Here is a 17032-nt window from a genome sequence, read left to right on the forward strand (position 1 = left end):
GACACTGGATGAAGTCACCGTGTGGGAAAGGAAGAAGACCATGCCCTCGACCGTCGTCATCACCGGTGCCAGCGCCGGGATCGGGCGCGCCACCGCCCGTCTGTACGGCCGGCGGGGCGCGAACGTCGTCCTGGTCGCGCGCGGCGAGGGCGGACTGCGGGCGGCGGCGGACGAGGTCGCGGTCCTCGGCGGACGCCCCCTCGTCCAGCCGGCCGACGTGGCGGACCAGGCCCAGGTCGAGGCCGTCGCCGAAGCCGCGGAGAAGGAGTTCGGCCCGGTCGACGTGTGGATCAACTGCGCCTTCGCCACCGTGTTCGCGCCGTTCGACGAGATCACCCCCGAGGAGTTCCGGCGGATCACCGACGTCACCTACCTCGGCTTCGTCAACGGCACCCGCTCGGCCCTCAGGCGCATGCTGCCCCGCGACCGGGGCACGATCGTGCAGGTCGGCTCGGCGCTCGGGGAGCGGTCGATCCCGCTGCAGTCGGCGTACTGCGGCGCCAAGCACGCCATCAACGGCTTCACCTCCGCCCTGCGCACGGAACTGCTGCACCGAGGCAGCCACGTCCATGTCACCGTCGTCCAGCTGCCCGCGGTCAACACCCCCCAGTTCGAATGGGTCCGCTCCCGGCTCTCCCGGCACCCCATGCCGGTACCGCCGATCTACCAGCCGGAGGTCGCCGCCCGGGGCGTGGTACACGCGGCCGACCACCCGCGCCGCAAGCAGTACTACGTCGGTGCCAGCACTGTGGCCACCATCTGGGCCAACCGGCTCGCCCCGGCCCCGCTCGACCGCTACCTCGCCCGCACCGGTTTCGACTCCCAGCAGACCGACCGCATCCCGCCCGCCGGACTGGACAACCTCTTCGCACCGGTGGACCAGGACCCCACCGAGGACCAGGGCGCCCACGGCTCCTTCGACGACAGCGCGCACCCCCGTTCCTGGCAGCAGACCCTGGTCCGGCACCCCGCGGCCACGGCCCTCGGCGCGGGCGCCGCGCTGCTCGGCGCCGTACGCGGCCTGCGCCGGCTGACCTCCCGCGCCGCCTAGGCTGAGGGCGTGCGCCTGCTGCTCATGTCCGACACCCATCTGCCCAAGCGCGCCAAACGGCTCCCCCAGCCGCTGTTGGCCGAACTCCCGCACTCGGACGTCGTGTTCCACGCGGGCGACTGGGTCGACACCGCCACCCTGGACCTGCTGGAGAGCCGCAGCCGCCGGCTCATCGGGGTCTACGGCAACAACGACGGCCCCGAGCTGCGGGCCCGGCTCCCCGAGGTGGCGTACGCCGAACTGGACGGCCTGCGCTTCGGTGTCGTCCACGAGACCGGCCCCGCCCAGGGCCGCGAGGCCCGCTGCGCCGCCCGCTTCCCCGGCCTCGACGTCCTGGTCTTCGGCCACAGCCACATCCCCTGGGACACCACCGCCCCGACCGGCCTGCGCCTGCTCAACCCCGGCTCGCCGACCGACCGGCGCCGCCAGCCCCACTGCACGTACATGACCGCCGTGCTCGCCGACGGCGTGCTCAGCGAGGTGACCCTGCACCGGTTGCCGCAGCGGTAGGGAGTTGCCCGTCACCGGCGGCGAGCAGTGAGCCTCCGCCGCGCGCGTCGTAGCAGCCCGGCCGTCGCCCATGCCAGTACGGCCACCGCCGCCGCGGCCGCCGCCAGTTTGGCCACCGGCAGACCTGCCGTGCGCAGGAGGTCCAGCGGCTCCGGCTCCGGCTCCTCCCACAGTTGCGGTTGCTCCTCGGCGGCAGGAGTGGGTGCCGGCTCGGACAGGCGGTCCGCCAGGCAGGTCGCGAACTGGCCCACCAGGCGGTCGCCGACCTCCGCCAGCACGCCCCGCCCGAACTGCGCGGGGCGGCCGGTCACGGTGAGGTCGGTCCGCACCGACACCGCCGTGCCGCCGCCGTCGCGTTCGGTCAGGGTGCCGGTGACCCTCGCCCGGGCCGTGCCCTGTCCCCGGGTCTCCCGGCCGCTCGCCACGAGCACCATCCGGTGTGCCGCCCCGTCCTGCTCCTCGAAGACCGCCGTGCCCCGGTAGGTCACGGTGACCGGGCCGACCTTGACCTTCACCGAGCCGCTCACGGTCTTGCCGTCGTAGTCCTCCACCACCGCGCCCGGCAGACAGGGCGCGACCCGTTCGATGTCGAGGAGTGCGTGCCAGGCGTCGTCGACCGGCACGGGGACGGTGAACTCGTGGTGCAGTTCCATGACAGGCTCCTTCCGGGCTCTTCAGCCGGGGGGCGGGTGGATGGCTCCGGCGGTGGTGGTCAGCGGCGCGCCGCTGCCGCCCCAGCGCAGCGCGACGATCTCGGCGGCGACGGAGACGGCGACCTCCTCGGGCGTACGGGCCCCCAGGTCCAGCCCGAGCGGTGAGCGCAGCCTGGACAGTTCGGCCTGGGTGAGGCCCGCCTCCGCGAGCCGTTCGAGGCGCTCCTCGTGGGTCTTCCGGCTGCCCATCGCGCCGATGTAGGCGGCCGGGCGGCGCAGGGCCTCCTCGAGCAGCGGGACGTCGAACTTCGGGTCGTGGGTGAGGACGCAGATCACGGTGCGGTCGTCGGTGTCCGTGCCGGCGAGATAGCGGTGCGGCCAGTCCACCACGACCTCGACGGCCCCCGGGAACCGTTTGGGCGTGGCGAAGACCGGTCGGGCGTCGCACACGGTGACCCGGTAGCCGAGGAAGTCGCCGATCCGCGCCACGGCGGCCGCGTAGTCGATCGCGCCGAAGACCAGCATGCGCGGCGGCGGCGCGAACGACTGCAGGAACACCGTGACGGCGTCCTCGCGGCGCTCGCCGTGCGGCCCGTAGTGCCGCAGGGCCGAGGCGCCGAGCGCGAGTTCGCCGCGCGCGTCGGCGGTGACGGCGACGTCGAGGCCGCTCGCGCCGAGCGTGCCCGCCGCCCGGTCCGGCCAGACCGCGAGCGTGGCGCCGCGCGGCGCCGGTCCGTCCACCACCGTGGCCACGGTCACCGGCTCGCCGCCGACGACCGACGCGGCGACCGCGCCGAACGCCGGGTCCGACTCCGGCGTCACCGGCCGCACCAGCAGGGTGATCTCGCCACCGCACGTCAGCCCGACCGCGAACGCGTCCTCGTCGCTGTAGCCGAAGGTCGCAAGACGCGCCTCGCCGCTCGCCACGACCTCCTGGGCGAGTTCGAACACCGCGCCCTCCACACAGCCCCCGGACACGCTCCCCACGACCTCGTCGTCCGGACCCACCGCCATGGCGGCACCGGGGCCGCGCGGCGCGCTGCGGCTGACCGAGACGACCGTGGCCAGTCCGAACGGCGTCCCGGCCGCGTGCCAGTGCGCCAGCGCCGGCAGGATCTCACGCACCGTCCGCTCCTCTCACCGGGCCCGCGGCGCCACCGGCACCGCGCACCACCGCCGCCAGCCGCTCCAGCGCCGCCAGGCTGTGCCCCGCGGCGAAGGCGTCCACACTGGGCAGCGCCGCCGCCATCCCGGCCGCCAGCGGTGCGTAACCGGGGCGGGCCTTGCGCGGGTTCGCCCAGACCACCTGGTGGGCCAGGGCGTGCAGCCGGCGCATCTGCCGCCCGAGCAGCTCCGGATCGCCGCGCTCCCAGCCGTCCGAGAGCAGGACGACGATCGCGCCGCGCGCCATCCCGCGCTGCCCCCAGCGGTTCAGGAACTCGCGCACCAGCTCGCCGAGCCGGGTGCCGCCGCGCCAGTCGGGCACCGCCGCCGCGACGGCCGCCATCGCCAGGTCGGGGTCCCGGTGCGAGAGTTCGCGGGTCACCCGGGTCAGCCGGGTGCCGATGGTGAACACCTCTGTGCGGCCCGTGCGGACCGCGGCGTGCGCGAACCGCAGCAGCGCGTCGGCGTACGGCGCCATCGAGCCGCTCACGTCGACGAGCAGCACCACCCGGCGTGGCCGCTCCACGCGCGCGTGCCGGCGCAGCCGGGCCGGTTCCCCGCCCCGCCGCAGCAACTCCCGTACGGTGCGCCGCGGATCGACCTCACCGCGCCGGGCGGGCCTGCGCCGCGCCGAGCGCCGCGCCTGACCTTCCAGGGCGAACGCGGCGAGCAGTCGGCGCAGTTGGTCCCGTTCGGCGGGGTCGAGCGCGGCGAAGTCGCGGTGCCGCAGTACCTCGGCCGAGCTGGCGAGCGCTGCGACCGGCGGCCTGGGCGGCTCACCCTCGCCCGGCGTACGCGATCCCGCGGGCGCCTCCCGGGCGACCAGCCTCTGCCGCGGCGGGGGCGCGGCACGCACCGGCCGGCGGGCCTGCTCGTCGGTGGCGCCGAAGTACGCGGCGAACACCCGCTCGTAACGCTCCAGGTCGTCGTGCCCGCCGCACAGTGTCGCCCGCCCCGCCCAGTACACATCCGCCCGCACCCCCGGCCGCAGGGCGGCCACCGCCCGCAGGAAGGCGTGCAGCCGCTCGGTGCTCGCCTCGACCCCTGCCGCGCGCAGCGCCCGCACGAAACCGAGCAGCACGGCGTCGGCCCCGAGGCGTTCGGCGCCCGCCTCCCGCGGGCGGTCCGTCCCGTTCCCGGTCGTGCCCACCGCCCTCACCCGCCCCGGGCCGCGAGGACCGCCGCGAGATCGAGCCCCCGTGCCCGGTCCGTGTCCTCCCGGTACTTCAGCACCGAGCCCAGCGTCGCCACCGCCAGGTCCGCATCCACCTCGCTTGCCCCCAGCGCGTCCAGGGCCTCGGCCCAGTCCAGGGTCTCGGCCACCCCGGGCGGTTTGATGAGGTCCGCGTCCCGCAGCGCCTGCACCAGCGCCGTCACCTGCTCGGCCAGCCGCGCCGACACCTGCGGCAACCGGCGGCGCACGATGGCCAGTTCACGGGCGAAGGAGGGATGGTCGAACCAGTGGTACAGGCACCGGCGTTTCAGCGCGTCGTGCACCTCGCGGGTGCGGTTCGAGGTCAGCACGGCGACCGGCGGGCGCTCGGCGCGCAGCGTGCCCAGCTCCGGGATGGTCACCGAGTACTCGGACAGCAGCTCCAGCAGGAACGCCTCGAACTCGTCGTCGGCCCGGTCGATCTCGTCGACCAGCAGCACCGACGGCTGGGTCTGCAGGGCATGGAGCAGCGGCCGGGCGATGAGGAAGCGGCGGTCGTACAGCTCGCTCTCCAGCCGGTCCGCGTCCGTGACCCCGGCCGCCTCGGCGGCCCTCAGATGCAGCAGCTGGCGCGGGAAGTCCCAGTCGTACAGGGCCTGCGAGGCGTCGATGCCCTCGTGGCACTGCAGCCGGATCAGCGGCGCGCCGAGCGCCCCGGCGAGGGCGGCGGCGAGCGCGGTCTTGCCCACGCCCGCGTCGCCCTCGCAGAACAGCGGCCGGTGCAGCCTCAGGGCCAGGAAGCAGGTGACGGCCAGCCCTTCGTCGACGAGGTACCCCGTCTCCTCCAGGCGGGCCCGCACCTGCTCCGGGTCGTCCATCGTGATGATCGGCGCTCACCCCATTCCGGTGGCGGCCAGCACCGCCCGCCTGGTCAGCACCCGCGCCAGATGCCGCCGGTACTCCGGCGAGGCGGACAGGTCCTGCGCCGCCCGCGTCCCGTCCGCCGCAGCCTCGGCGGCCCGGGCCACGGCCTCCGGGCCGTCGGCACCCGCCAGCGCCTCCTCGGCCGCCGTCGCCCGGAGCGGGGTCGCCCCCATGTTGGTCAGCCCGACGCGTGCCTCGGCGATCCGCCCGTCGTCGCGCCGTACCAGTGCGGCGACGCCCACGACGGCCCAGGACTGGGCGACCGGGTGGAACTTCTCGTAGTGGAAGCTCCAGCCGTCCGTCTTCGGGATCCGCACCTCCAGCAGCAGTTCGTCGTCGGCGAGCGCCGACTGCAGGTAGTCCACGAAGAAGTCCCGCGCGGCGATGGTGCGGCGCCCGGCGGGGCCGGCCACGACCAGTCCGGCGTCCAGGGTCAGCGCCACCGCGGGCAGGTCACCGGCCGGGTCGGCGTGGGCGAGCGAGCCGCCGAGGGTGCCCCGGTGCCGGACGGCCGGGTCGGCCACCGTGGCCGTCGCCTGCGCGAGCAGCCCGGCGTGCCGGCGCACCAGCGGGTCGTGCACCACCTCGTGGTGCGTGGTCATCGCGCCGATGACGAGCGAGTCGCCGTCCTCGCGGACCCCGCGCAGCTCGGGGATCCGGCCGACGTCCACGAGTAGCTCCGGGAAGGCCAGCCGCAGCCGCAGCAGCGGCACCAGGCTCTGCCCGCCGGCCAGCACCTTCGCCTCGTCGCCCGCGTCGGCGAGCGCGTGCACCGCGTCGTCGACGCTGTCCGGACGGGTGTAGGCGAACGCGGGGGGAATCATGCCGAACCCTCCTCACCCGGCCGACCGTACTGACCCAGCTCGCCGGACCGGGCCACCTGCCCGGACTGCCCCGACTGCGCGGGCCCCGTCCCGCCGGGACCGCCGGCCGCACCGGACCGCGCCTCCCGGATCGCCTGCCACACCCGGTGCGGGGAACACGGCATCCGCACGTCCCGCACCCCTAGCGGCCTGAGCGCGTCCACGACGGCGTTGACCACGGCGGGTGTCGAGGCGATCGTCCCCGCCTCGCCGACGCCCTTGACACCGAGGGCGTTGGAGGCGGCCGGTGTCTCCGTCCGGTCGGTGACGAAGTCCGGCAGGTCGGCCGCCGACGGCACGAGGTAGTCGGCCAGGGTGCCGGACAGGAGGTTGCCGTCGTCGTCGTACACGGCCTCCTCATACAGCGCCTGCGCGATGCCCTGCGCGAGCCCGCCGTGCACCTGGCCCTCGACGATCATTGGGTTGACGACCCGGCCGACGTCGTCGACGCAGACGTACGACCGGATGCGCGTCCGCCCCGTCTCCGTGTCCACCTCGACCGCGCACAGGTGGGTGCCGTGCGGGTAGGAGAAGTTCTCCGGGTCCACGACGTGTTCGGCGTTGATGGTGGGCTCGACGCCGTCGGGCAGGTCGTGGTTGGTGAAGGTCTCGAAGGCGATCTCCTGGATGGTCCTACGGGCCTCGGGCGAGCCCTTCACGGAGAACACGCCGTCGCTGAACTCCAGGTCCTGCTCGCTGGCCTCCAGCAGGTGGGCGGCGACCTTCCGCGCCTTCTCGACGACCGTCTTCGCGGCCCGGTGCACGGCCTCGCCGCCGACGGCCAGCGACCGCGAGCCGTAGGTGTCCATGCCCTGCGGGGCCGCCTTGGTGTCGCCGTGCAGCACCTCGACGTCCTCGAAGGGCACGCCGAGCACGTCGGCCGCGATCTGGCTCCAGCAGGTCTCGTGGCCCTGCCCGTGCGGGCTGGTGCCGGTGACCACCTCGACCTTGCCGGTGGGCAGCATGCGGATGCTCGCCGCCTCCCAGCCGCCGGCCCCGTACCTGAGGTCGCGCAGCACCCGGCTTGGCGCCAGCCCGCACATCTCGGTGTACGTCGACACGCCGATGCCGAGCCGTACCGGGTCGCCGCGCTCGTTGCGCCCCCGCTGCTCGGCGCGCAGGTCGTCGTACCCGAACAGGGCGAGCGCCTTGTCGGTGGCCGCCTCGTAGTTGCCGCTGTCGTAGGTCAGTCCGGCGATCGAGGTGTACGGGAACTCCTCGTGCCGGATCCAGTTCCGGCGCCGCAACTCCACCGGATCCAGGACGAGTTCGGCGGCCAGCTCGTCCATGATCCGCTCGATGGCGAAGGTCGCCTCGGGGCGCCCGGCGCCGCGGTAGGCGTCGGTGGGCGTGCGGGTGGTGAACACCCCGGTGCAGGTGAAGTCGTAGGCGTCCATCTTGTAGATCGCCGGGTACATGAAGGCGCCGAGGATCGGGATGCCCGGGGTGACCAGCATCAGGTAGGCGCCCATGTCGGCGAGCAGGTCGACCTTCAGGCCGAGGAGCTTTCCCTCGCGGGTGGCGGCGATCTCGACGTCCTGGATCATGCCGCGGCCGTGGTGCGTGGCGAGCGCGCCCTCGGAGCGGGACTCCGTCCACTTCACCGGCCGGCCGAGCTTGCGGGCGACCGCGAGCGCGAGGGCCTCCTCGCCGTACACCTGGAGCTTGGAGCCGAAGCCGCCGCCCACGTCCGGAGCGACGACACGGAGCTTGTGCTCGGGGATCCCGGTGACCGTGGACAGCATGATCCGCAGGATGTGCGGGATCTGGGTCGCCGAGTAGAGCGTGTACTCGCCGGAGGCGGCGAGCGGGGTGACGACGACCGCGCGCGGCTCCATCGCGTTGGGGATCAGCCGCTGCTGGTGGTAGCGGCGCTTCAGCGTCACCTCGGCGCGGTCCCGCACCGCCGCGAAACTCTCGCCGGTGGCGAGCGGCCAGGTGTAGCAGCGGTTGGTGCCCTTGTCGGCGTGGACCAGCGGGGTGCCTTCGGCGAGTGCGGCCTCCAGGTCGAGGACCGGGGGCAGCGGGTCGTAGTCGACCTCGATCGCCTCCAGGGCGTCGGCGGCCGCGTACCGGTCGCGGGCCACCACGACCGCGACCGGGTCACCCGCGTAGCGGACCTCGTCGACGGCGACCGGCGGGTGCTCGGGCAGCACGATGTCCTCGGTCACCGGCCAGGCGCAGGGCAGCGAGCCCAGCCCCTCGGCGAGGTCGGCGCCGCTGAACGCCGCGACGACACCGGGGCGTTCGCGGGCGGGGGAGACGTCGACGCGGGTGAGGCGGGCGTGCGCCATCGGGCTGCGCAGGATCGCGAGGTGCAGCAGTCCGGCCACCTGGATGTTGTCGGTCCAGTTGGTCTGGCCGGTGATCAGCCGGGCGTCCTCCTTGCGCAGCCGGCGGCGCCCGACCTCGCGTTCGACGGCCTGGCCGGTCATGCCGAGACCTCCTCGGCAGCCGCATGAGTGGGTCGTCCGGACGCGGCGAGCACCGCGCGGACGATGTTCTGGTAGCCGGTGCAGCGGCAGAGGTTGCCCTCCAGGCCCTGCCGGATCTCGTCCGCGTCGGGATGCGGGTTCTCGCGCAGCAGATCGCGCGCGGCCATGATCATGCCCGGGGTGCAGTAGCCGCACTGCAGGCCGTGCTGTTCGTGGAAGGCGCGCTGCAGTGCCGTCCACTCGCCGTCCTGGGCGAGCCCCTGGATCGTGGTCACCGTGCAGCCGTCCGTCTGCACGGCGAGCACCGAGCAGCTCTTCACGCTGGCTCCGTCCAGGTCGACCGTGCAGACGCCGCAGTTGGAGGTGTCGCAGCCGATCGTGGTGCCGGTGAGACCGAGGCGGTCGCGCAGGTAGTGGGCGAGGAGAAGACGGGGTTCCACATCGTCCTCGTACGTCGTGCCGTCCACGTTCACCGAGATGCGGGTCATGTGCCCTCCAGACCGTGCGGGAGAGGGTTTTCAGCCAGGGATCTCCAGCCATCGGACGTGACGTACGTCACCCTACGACCGCACCCTGGTCACGGCGAGTGCTGTGACCGGCATTTGTTGAGCGTTAATCCATTGCTGCCGGGTGCCGGTGTCTGCTGCACTGCGCGGTATCCGTCGTCACACAGAGAGGATCAGCGATGCGCGCTGCGTGCATGTCCGCCCAGGAAGGAATCCGCCCCGTGCCGAAGGACATCACGCTCAGTGCATCTGCTCAATCTCGGAATTCTCGCGCATGTCGACGCCGGTAAGACCAGCCTGACCGAACGGCTGCTGCACACCGCCGGAGTGATCGACGAGATCGGCAGTGTCGACGCCGGCAGCACCACCACCGACACCCTCGCGCTGGAGCGGCAGCGCGGCATCACCATCAAGTCCGCCGTCGTCTCTCTCCCGCTCGACGGCGTCACCGTCAACCTCATCGACACCCCCGGTCACCCGGACTTCATCGCCGAGATCGAGCGGGTGCTCGGCGTGCTGGACGGCGCCGTGCTGGTCGTCTCGGCCGTCGAGGGCGTCCAGGCGCAGACACGGGTGCTGATGCGCACCCTGCGCCGGCTGTGCATCCCCACGCTGATCTTCGTGAACAAGATCGACCGGCGGGGCGCGCAGGGCTCCGCCGTGCTCGACCAGATGACCCGCAGGCTGTCCGTACCGCTCGTCCCGATGGGGGAGGCCACCGCACTCGGCACCCCCACCGCCCGTTTCGTCCCCGGCCTCGGCCCGGCCGCGCTGGACGTGCTCGCCACTTACGACGACGACCTGCTCGCCGCCTACCTCGACGGCGGGGTGTCCGACGCCCGTCTGCGCACCGCCCTCGCCGCCCAGACCCGGCGCGCGCTGGTCCATCCGGTGTACTTCGGCTCCGCCATCACCGGAGCGGGCGTGCCCGAACTGACCGCCGGCATCGAGCACCTGCTGCCCGCCGCCGGTGGCGACCCGTCCGGCCCCCTGTCCGCCACGGTCTTCAAGGTCGAACGCGGCCCGGCGGGCGAGAAGGTGGCCTACGCCCGCATCTTCTCCGGCACCCTCCACATCCGCGACCGGGTCCCGTTCGGGGACGGGGGAGAGGGGGCCGACCTGGCCGACGGTCGGTTGAAGGGTGGGGCTGACGAGGGCCAGGGGGAGGGGCGGATCGCGGGGGAGGACGGGAGTGCCGGCGGTCGGTTGGAGGGCGGGGCTGCTGGAGGCCGGGGGGAGGGCCGGGGTGGCGACGGTCGGTTGGAGGGTGGGAGTGCCGGCGGCCCGTCGGCAGGGTCGGGTGCCCGGCGCCGTACCGAGGGGCGCGTGACCGGGCTCAGTGTGTTCGAGTGCGGCACCGACGTCCGGCAGGACCGCGCAGGTGCCGGGCGGATCGTCAAGGTGTGGGGGCTCGGCGGTGTGCGGATCGGTGACGCGATCGGGCGGCCGGGGAGGGCGTACGCGCACCACTTCGCGCCGCCCACCCTGGAGACCGTCGTCGTGCCCGGTCCCGGCGCCGACCGGCGCTCGCTGCACCTCGCGCTCACCCAGCTCGCCGAGCAGGACCCGCTCATCGGGGTCCGGCACGACGAGTTGCGCGGGGAGACCTCCGTGTCCCTCTACGGCGAGGTGCAGAAGGAGGTGATCCAGGCGACCCTCGCCGAGGAGTACGGCCTGGTCGTCCGCTTCCGCGAGACGACGACCCTGTGCATCGAACGCCCCGTCGGCACCGGACACGCCGTGGAGTTCAACAAGAAGGACGCCAACCCGTTCCTCGCCACCGTCGGTCTGCGCGTCGAGCCCGCACCGCCCGGCTCCGGGGTGGAGTTCCGCCTGGAGGTGGAGCTCGGCTCGATGCCGTACGCCTTCTTCAAGGCCGTGGAGGACACCGTCCGCGAGACGCTCGGTCAGGGACTGCACGGCTGGCGGATCCCCGACTGCACGGTCACCATGACACACTCCGGCTATTCGCCCCGGCAGAGCCACGCCCACCAGGGCTTCGACAAGAGCATGTCGAGCACCGGTTACGACTTCCGGTGCCTGACCCCGCTGGTCCTGGCCGAGGCGCTGCGCCGGGCGGGCACCCGGGTGCACGAGCCCATGCACCGCTTCCGGCTTCAGGCCCCGGCGGACACGCTCGGCGCGCTGCTCCCGGTGCTGGCCCGGCTGGGCGCCGTACCGGAGACCACCGGGGCACTCGGCGCTGCCGTCGCGCTGGAGGGCACGGTGCCGGCCGCCCGGGTGCACGAGCTGGGGCAGCGGCTGCCCGGACTCACCCGGGGCGAGGGCGAGCTGGAGACCGCGTTCGACCACTACGCGCCGGTCACCCGCGGCACGGTCCCGGAACGGCCGCGCACCGACCAGAACCCGCTGAACCGGAAGGAGTACCTGCTCAACGTGACACGCCGGATGGGAGATCGAGCAGCGAGCTGACTGGTGGTCAACTTACTCAAAAGTCACAAGGTGTTGACGCTGTCCGGACATCGCCGGACTGTAGTGGACATGCCGAATATTCGGATGCGTCTGCTGGTTGTCCTGGTCGTCCTCAGTGGACTCCTGACGGTGGCGGGCCTCCCGCCCGCCACCGCCGCGACCCCCGCCATCTCCTTCGCCCTCCCCACCGACTCCCTCTGGTTCGACGGCGCCCCGCTCACCGTGCAGGGCGGCCGCTTCAACGACGGCCAGGGGCGCGAGATCGTCCTGCGCGGCTACAACGTCTCCGGCGAGACCAAGCTGGAGGAGAACGGCGGCCTGCCCTTCGCCTCTGTAGCCGACGCCCGGAAGTCCGCGGCCGCGCTGCGCGCCCTCGGTGGCGCGAACACCGTGCGCTTCCTGTTCTCCTGGGCGCACGCCGAACCCGTGCGCGGCCAGGTGGACACCGGCTACCTGGCCGCCGTCACCGAGCAGTTGCGCACCCTCCTGGACGCGGGCATCCGCGTCTTCCCTGACTTCCACCAGGACCTGTACTCCCGCCACCTGTTCAACAGCGGCAGCTGGTACACGGGCGACGGTGCGCCCAAGTGGGCGGTGGATGCGGGGAGTTACCCGGCCGAGTCGTGCGGCATCTGCCTCTTCTGGGGCCAGAACATCACCCAGAACGCCGCCGTGCGGCAGGCGCAGTACGACTTCTGGCACAACACCTACGGCCTCCGGGACGCCTTCCTCACCACCGCGCAGACGGCCATGACCTACCTCCGACAGCACCTGAACGCCGCCGAGTTCGCGGGCATCACCGGATTCGACCCGTACAACGAGCCCTATGCCGGCAGTTACGACTCCGGGCAGACCTCCCGCACCTGGGAGAGGGACCTGTTGTGGCCGTTCTACGAGAAGTTCCGCGCCCGCATGGACGCCGCCGGCTGGCAGGACAAGCCCGCCTTCGTGGAGCCCAACCTGTTCTGGAACGCCAACATCTCCACCCAGAAGCAGGAGGGCGGCCTGCTGGACGCGGGCGCGCTCGGCCCGGGCTACGTCTTCAACACCCACTTCTACGACCAGATGGCCATCTCCGGCATCCTCATGTGGGGCAAGGCGGCCGACGGCCAGTACGCCTCCGACTTCGCGACCGTCCAGGACCGCGCCGCTGCCGCCGGCACCGCGGCCGTGGTCAGCGAGTTCGGCCACCCCTTGTCCGGCACGGTCTCCGACAAGGCGCCGACCGTGCTGAAGGCCATGTACCAGGCCCTAGACTCCCGCCAGCCGGGCGCGAGTTGGTGGACGAACCCCGCCGCCTCCGGCCCGGTGCTCTCCGGCACCCAGTGGCAGTGGGACCTCTACAGCGGCCGGCATCACGAGCTGATGAACGGCAACCCCGACAAGGTGCTCAGCTCCGGCGACGCCTGGAACGACGAGGACCTCTCCGCCGTACGCCTGGACGACTCCGGGAACGTCACCCTGCGCCAGGACGCCAGGCTGCTGGACCGTCTCTACCCGAGCGCCACGGCCGGTACGGCCCTCGCCTTCACCTACGAGGACCGCTCCCGCGACGGCTCCACGACCCTCACCTGGAACCCGGTGCCGTCCTCGCTGCCGAACGTGGCGAAGCTGGTGGGCTCGGGCCGGTACGGGTTGCTGGTGTGGCGCTCCGGCGACGGCAGCGCCCCCACCGAGCTGCACCTGCCGGCGTCCTTCCCCACCGCGTCCACCACCGTCGTCTCCGACCTGGGCACGGCCTGTGCCCCGCCCGCCTACACCGGCGCCGCCACCCCGGTCGCCGTCGCCCCCGAGCCGGGCGGCACCGGCAGCCGCCGCCTGCTGCTCACCGACACGGACTCCGGCGCCCTGCACTACGCGCTGGTGACCGACGGGGCCGGCGCGCCCTCGGCGGACCTGCTGAGGGCGGCGAAGTCCGAGCTGGACGCGTGGGCGGCGGCGCGCTTCTGAGGCCTGGTGAGCAGGAGCCGTACGGCCCCCGGGAGGAGTGGGGTCACCCCGGGAGCCGTACGGCGCTCAACTCCCCGCCGGGCCCGTCCAGTCGGCCTGGACGTGCCCCAGCCGGACGCGCTGTGGATGGTCGCCGACCGGCACGGACAGCACCTTCTGGCCGGTGGCGAAGTCGATGGCCGTGACCTGGTCGGCGCCGGCCTCGGAGATGACGCAGTCCTTGCCGTCGCCGCTCACGGTCGCCCAGTACGGCGTGGCGGCGGTGATCAGCGGGCCGACGTCGAAGGAGGCCCGGTCGACCACGGTGGCGTAGTTGTCCATCGTCCCGGCGACACACAACTTGGTGCCCCCCGGGTTCATCGAGATGCCGTGGTGGCGCGAGTCCAGCAGCCAGGTGGTGCGGTCCGGGTTCGTCGCCGGGTTCTCCGGCAGGGTCTTCACCCGGGTGATCTTGTCGGCGGCGACGTCGTACTCCAGGAAGCCGTTGAAGAACGACACCTGGAAGTACAGCTTGGACCAGTCGGGGGTGAAGGCGGCGGGCCGGACGGCGTCGGAGAAGTCCTTCAGCCCGATCGCGTCCAGCCGCTGCCGCATGTCGATGGTCCTGACCTGCTTCAACGTCGTCGCGTCGACGACGGTGATGTGCCGGTCGCCCTTCGTCCAGTCCCAGCCCGGAGCGTCGAGGGAGGTGGTCACCTCGCCGATGGACATGTTCCAGATGTACTTGCCGCCGTTCGTGAAGAAGTTCTCGTGCGGCTTGTCGCCGGTGTCGAACTCGCCCAGCTCCTTGCCGGAGTCGATGTCGAGCACCTGCACCTTGTTCGCGGTCGAGGCGGAGACCGCGACCCGGGTGCCGTCGGGCGAGACCGCCATGTGGTCGGCGCGGTAACCCGCCACCGGGAAGCGCCAGTTGATCCTGTCGGTGGCCAGGTCGATGGACACCACGTCGGCGAAGCTGGGCCGGGAGACGACCAGGGACCTGCCGTCGGGCGTGGAGTACATGTCGTCCACGTACTGGTCGTGTCCCTCGCCCACCTGGTTGCGGATGGACGTGTAGTAGATCCACTTGATCGGGTCGGCGTTGATCTCGGCCAGCCGCGCCGCCTTGTCGGGGACGACGTTGATCCGGCCGATCTTCGTGAAGTCGCCGGAGGACTTGATGACATCGGCGGTGCCGTCCCAGTTGTTGCCGACGAACAGCACCTCACGCAGGCCGTCGGAGGCGCCGCTCGCGGCGGACGCGGCGGTCGCCGGGCCGGCGACGGTCAGGGCGAGGGCGGCGGCCACGGAGCACAGGTGCCTGGTTCTGGAGGCAGGCATGACTGCTCTCCTTCCTCGGGGGGTGTGCGGGGAATCTGAACACGGGTGCATTCACAGTGAACTTACTGAAAAGTAAGGAACGGATGGGCTGCTCGACAAGATGTGTGCACGACAAGATTGGGTGACCGGTGGCGGACGGAGGGGGAACACGTGGCGGGCAGGCTCAAGGCGCCGACGGGCCGCTACGGCGGCAGATCCGCCGAGGAGCGGCAGGCCGAGCGGCGCAGGCGGTTCCTGGACGCGGCCCTGGAACTGTTCGGCGGCACCCCCGGCTACCGGGCCACGACGGTCGCCGCGCTGAGCCAGGCCGCCGGTCTGTCGACCCGCCAGTTCTACGAGGAGTTCCGCACCCTGGAGGACGTCCTCGCCGCGCTGCACCTCCAGGTCAACGGCTGGGCCGAACAGGCGGTGCTGGACGCCCTCGCCACGGCGGACGGCCTGCCGCTGGCCGAGCGGGCCGGCGTGCTCTTCCGGGCCTACGCCCGCGACGTCACCTGCGACCCGCGCCGCATCCGTATCACCTTCGTGGAGATCGTCGGCGTCAGCCCCCGCCTGGAGGAGCAGCGGCTGGCCCGCCGGGCCCGCTGGATCGACCTCATCCGCGCCGAGGCGGACGCGGCCGTGGCGCGGGGGGAGGCGGCGCCCCGCGACTACCGCCTCGCCGCGACGGCCTTCATCGGCAGCGTCAACGGCCTGCTGCACGACTGGAGCGCCGGCTGGGTGGACGCCACGCTCGACGAGGTGGTCGACGAGCTGGTGCGGCTGTTGCTCGGCATGCTCCGGCCGGAGGGCTGGCGGCCCCGGGGCGGGTGACCGGGCAAGGGCGTCCGGGCCGCGGGCCGGTGCCGGGCCCGTGGAGCGAGGCCGGCACGGGTCCGAGGGGCTCGACGCGCGCGATCGGCCCGGAGCTGGTGTGCTGGACCTCAGGTCTGTCGTACCCGTTCTCCGGAGAAGCGCATGAGTACGTATCGAGTCGCGCAGGTGACCGCTCCGAACGGCACGTTCGAGCTGGTCGAACGAGAGGTGCCGCAGCCCGGGCCGGGCCAGGTGAGGATCGCCGTGGAGGCGTGCGGGGTCTGCCACAGTGACGCCCTCTTCGTGAGCGGCGGACTACCGGGCGTGACCTTCCCCGAGGTGCCCGGGCACGAGATCGCCGGGCATGTCGAGGAACTCGGCCAGGGCGTGCTGGAACGGGGCTGGAAGGTCGGTGACCGGGTGGCGGTCGGCTGGTTCGGCGGCAGCTGCGGGCACTGCAAGCCGTGCCGGCAGGGCGACTTCATCGTGTGCCCGAACCTGAAGGTCCCGGGGTGGGCCTACGACGGAGGCTTCGCCGAGAAGGTGATCGCGCCCGCCGACGCCCTCGCCCGGATCCCGGAAGGCCTGTCGGCGACCGATGCGGGACCCATGGCCTGCGCGGGCGTGACCACGTTCAACGGGCTGCGGCGCAGCTCCGCCCGGCCGGGAGACCTGGTCGCCGTGCTCGGGCTCGGTGGTCTGGGGCACCTGGGGGTGCAGTACGCCGTCGCGATGGGCTTCGAGACCGTGGCGATCGCCCGGGGCGCGGAGAAGGCCGACTTCGCCAAGCGACTGGGCGCCCACCACTACGTCGACAGCACCTCCGGCACGCCGGTCGCCGAGGCACTGCAGTCCCTCGGCGGCGCCCGGGCCGTGCTGGCCACCGCCGGGAACTCCGACGCCATCACGGCCACCGTGGACGGGCTGGGCCCCCGCGGTGAGCTCGTGGTCATCGGAGCCGACACCGCGCCGATGGGCGTCAATCCGGCCCAGCTGCTGATGGCCGCGCGCGTCGTGCGGGGCCACCCGTCCGGCACATCGCAGGACGTCGAGGACACCATGGCCTTCAGTACCCTGCACGGCATCCGTCCGACGACCGAGACCGTGCCGCTGGACGCCGCCGGCGAGGCCTACCAGAAGATGCTCGCCGGCAAGGCGCGCTTCCGGATGGTCCTCACCAACGGCTGACCCCTGAGGGCCGGCTCCGGCCGGCTCGTCAGCCGCCGAGCCGCTCCAGTGCCGCGAGTACCGGGGCCGCACCGTCCTCGTCGCGGA

The 17032-nt window shown here is 72.9% G+C and carries 14 protein-coding genes; 6 read left to right on the top strand and 8 right to left on the bottom strand.

Annotated features, from left to right (window positions below):
- Positions 1-40: 40 nt before the first annotated feature.
- Positions 41-1051, top strand: a complete 1011-nt coding sequence (locus tag ACFYOH_RS14595) for an SDR family oxidoreductase (RefSeq protein WP_388625434.1) — start codon at positions 41-43, stop codon at positions 1049-1051.
- A 9-nt stretch (positions 1052-1060) separates the two neighbouring features.
- Positions 1061-1561, top strand: a complete 501-nt coding sequence (locus ACFYOH_RS14600) for a metallophosphoesterase family protein (protein ID WP_388625437.1) — start codon at positions 1061-1063, stop codon at positions 1559-1561.
- 11 nt (positions 1562-1572) lie between these two features.
- Here the strand turns inward: ACFYOH_RS14600 and ACFYOH_RS14605 are convergent, their stop codons facing one another.
- Genes ACFYOH_RS14605 through ACFYOH_RS14635 form a run of 7 tightly spaced genes read right to left on the bottom strand, consistent with a single transcriptional unit; the run spans position 1573 to position 9241 of the window.
- Entirely contained in the window at positions 1573-2214 is a 642-nt protein-coding gene (locus ACFYOH_RS14605; RefSeq protein WP_388625440.1) for an SRPBCC family protein, read from the bottom strand.
- 21 nt (positions 2215-2235) lie between these two features.
- Entirely contained in the window at positions 2236-3339 is a 1104-nt protein-coding gene (locus ACFYOH_RS14610; RefSeq protein WP_388625443.1) for an XdhC family protein, read from the bottom strand.
- A complete protein-coding gene (locus ACFYOH_RS14615) occupies positions 3332-4528 on the bottom strand; it encodes a VWA domain-containing protein (protein WP_388625445.1) in 1197 nt (398 codons plus the stop codon). The genes ACFYOH_RS14610 and ACFYOH_RS14615 overlap by 8 nt, the downstream gene beginning before the upstream one ends.
- Positions 4529-4533: 5 nt before the next feature.
- Positions 4534-5409, bottom strand: a complete 876-nt coding sequence (locus ACFYOH_RS14620; RefSeq protein WP_388625447.1) for an AAA family ATPase — start codon at positions 5407-5409, stop codon at positions 4534-4536.
- A 15-nt stretch (positions 5410-5424) separates the two neighbouring features.
- Positions 5425-6279, bottom strand: coding sequence for an FAD binding domain-containing protein (locus ACFYOH_RS14625; RefSeq protein WP_388625449.1), 855 nt, complete (start codon positions 6277-6279; stop codon positions 5425-5427).
- Positions 6276-8753, bottom strand: coding sequence for a xanthine dehydrogenase family protein molybdopterin-binding subunit (locus tag ACFYOH_RS14630; protein ID WP_388625452.1), 2478 nt, complete (start codon positions 8751-8753; stop codon positions 6276-6278). Before ACFYOH_RS14630 ends, ACFYOH_RS14625 begins: the two co-directional genes overlap by 4 nt.
- Positions 8750-9241 (bottom strand): (2Fe-2S)-binding protein, encoded by a 492-nt coding sequence (locus tag ACFYOH_RS14635; RefSeq protein WP_388625454.1) that lies wholly within the window; start codon positions 9239-9241, stop codon positions 8750-8752. The genes ACFYOH_RS14630 and ACFYOH_RS14635 overlap by 4 nt, the downstream gene beginning before the upstream one ends.
- Positions 9242-9502: 261 nt before the next feature.
- Between ACFYOH_RS14635 and ACFYOH_RS14640 the strand changes: the two genes are divergently transcribed.
- Both ACFYOH_RS14640 and ACFYOH_RS14645 read left to right on the top strand, forming a co-directional pair.
- Entirely contained in the window at positions 9503-11692 is a 2190-nt protein-coding gene (locus ACFYOH_RS14640) for a GTP-binding protein (RefSeq protein WP_388625457.1), read from the top strand.
- A 69-nt stretch (positions 11693-11761) separates the two neighbouring features.
- On the top strand, positions 11762-13642 hold the full coding sequence (locus ACFYOH_RS14645; RefSeq protein ID WP_388625459.1) for a cellulase family glycosylhydrolase: 1881 nt from the start codon (positions 11762-11764) through the stop codon (positions 13640-13642).
- 66 nt (positions 13643-13708) lie between these two features.
- On the opposite strand, the gene ACFYOH_RS14650 is transcribed toward ACFYOH_RS14645, so the two are convergent.
- The gene (locus ACFYOH_RS14650; protein WP_388625462.1) at positions 13709-14962 is read right to left on the bottom strand and encodes a YncE family protein; all 1254 of its coding nucleotides are present in this window, start codon (positions 14960-14962) and stop codon (positions 13709-13711) included.
- A 150-nt stretch (positions 14963-15112) separates the two neighbouring features.
- Between ACFYOH_RS14650 and ACFYOH_RS14655 the strand changes: the two genes are divergently transcribed.
- Both ACFYOH_RS14655 and ACFYOH_RS14660 read left to right on the top strand, forming a co-directional pair.
- Entirely contained in the window at positions 15113-15775 is a 663-nt protein-coding gene (locus ACFYOH_RS14655; RefSeq protein WP_388625464.1) for a TetR/AcrR family transcriptional regulator, read from the top strand.
- A gap of 144 nt (positions 15776-15919) precedes the next feature.
- Positions 15920-16945 (top strand): alcohol dehydrogenase, encoded by a 1026-nt coding sequence (locus ACFYOH_RS14660; protein WP_388625467.1) that lies wholly within the window; start codon positions 15920-15922, stop codon positions 16943-16945.
- Positions 16946-17032 lie beyond the last annotated feature (87 nt).

Source organism: Streptomyces sp. NPDC007856 (genome assembly GCF_042868225.1).
GTDB lineage: Bacteria > Actinomycetota > Actinomycetes > Streptomycetales > Streptomycetaceae > Streptomyces.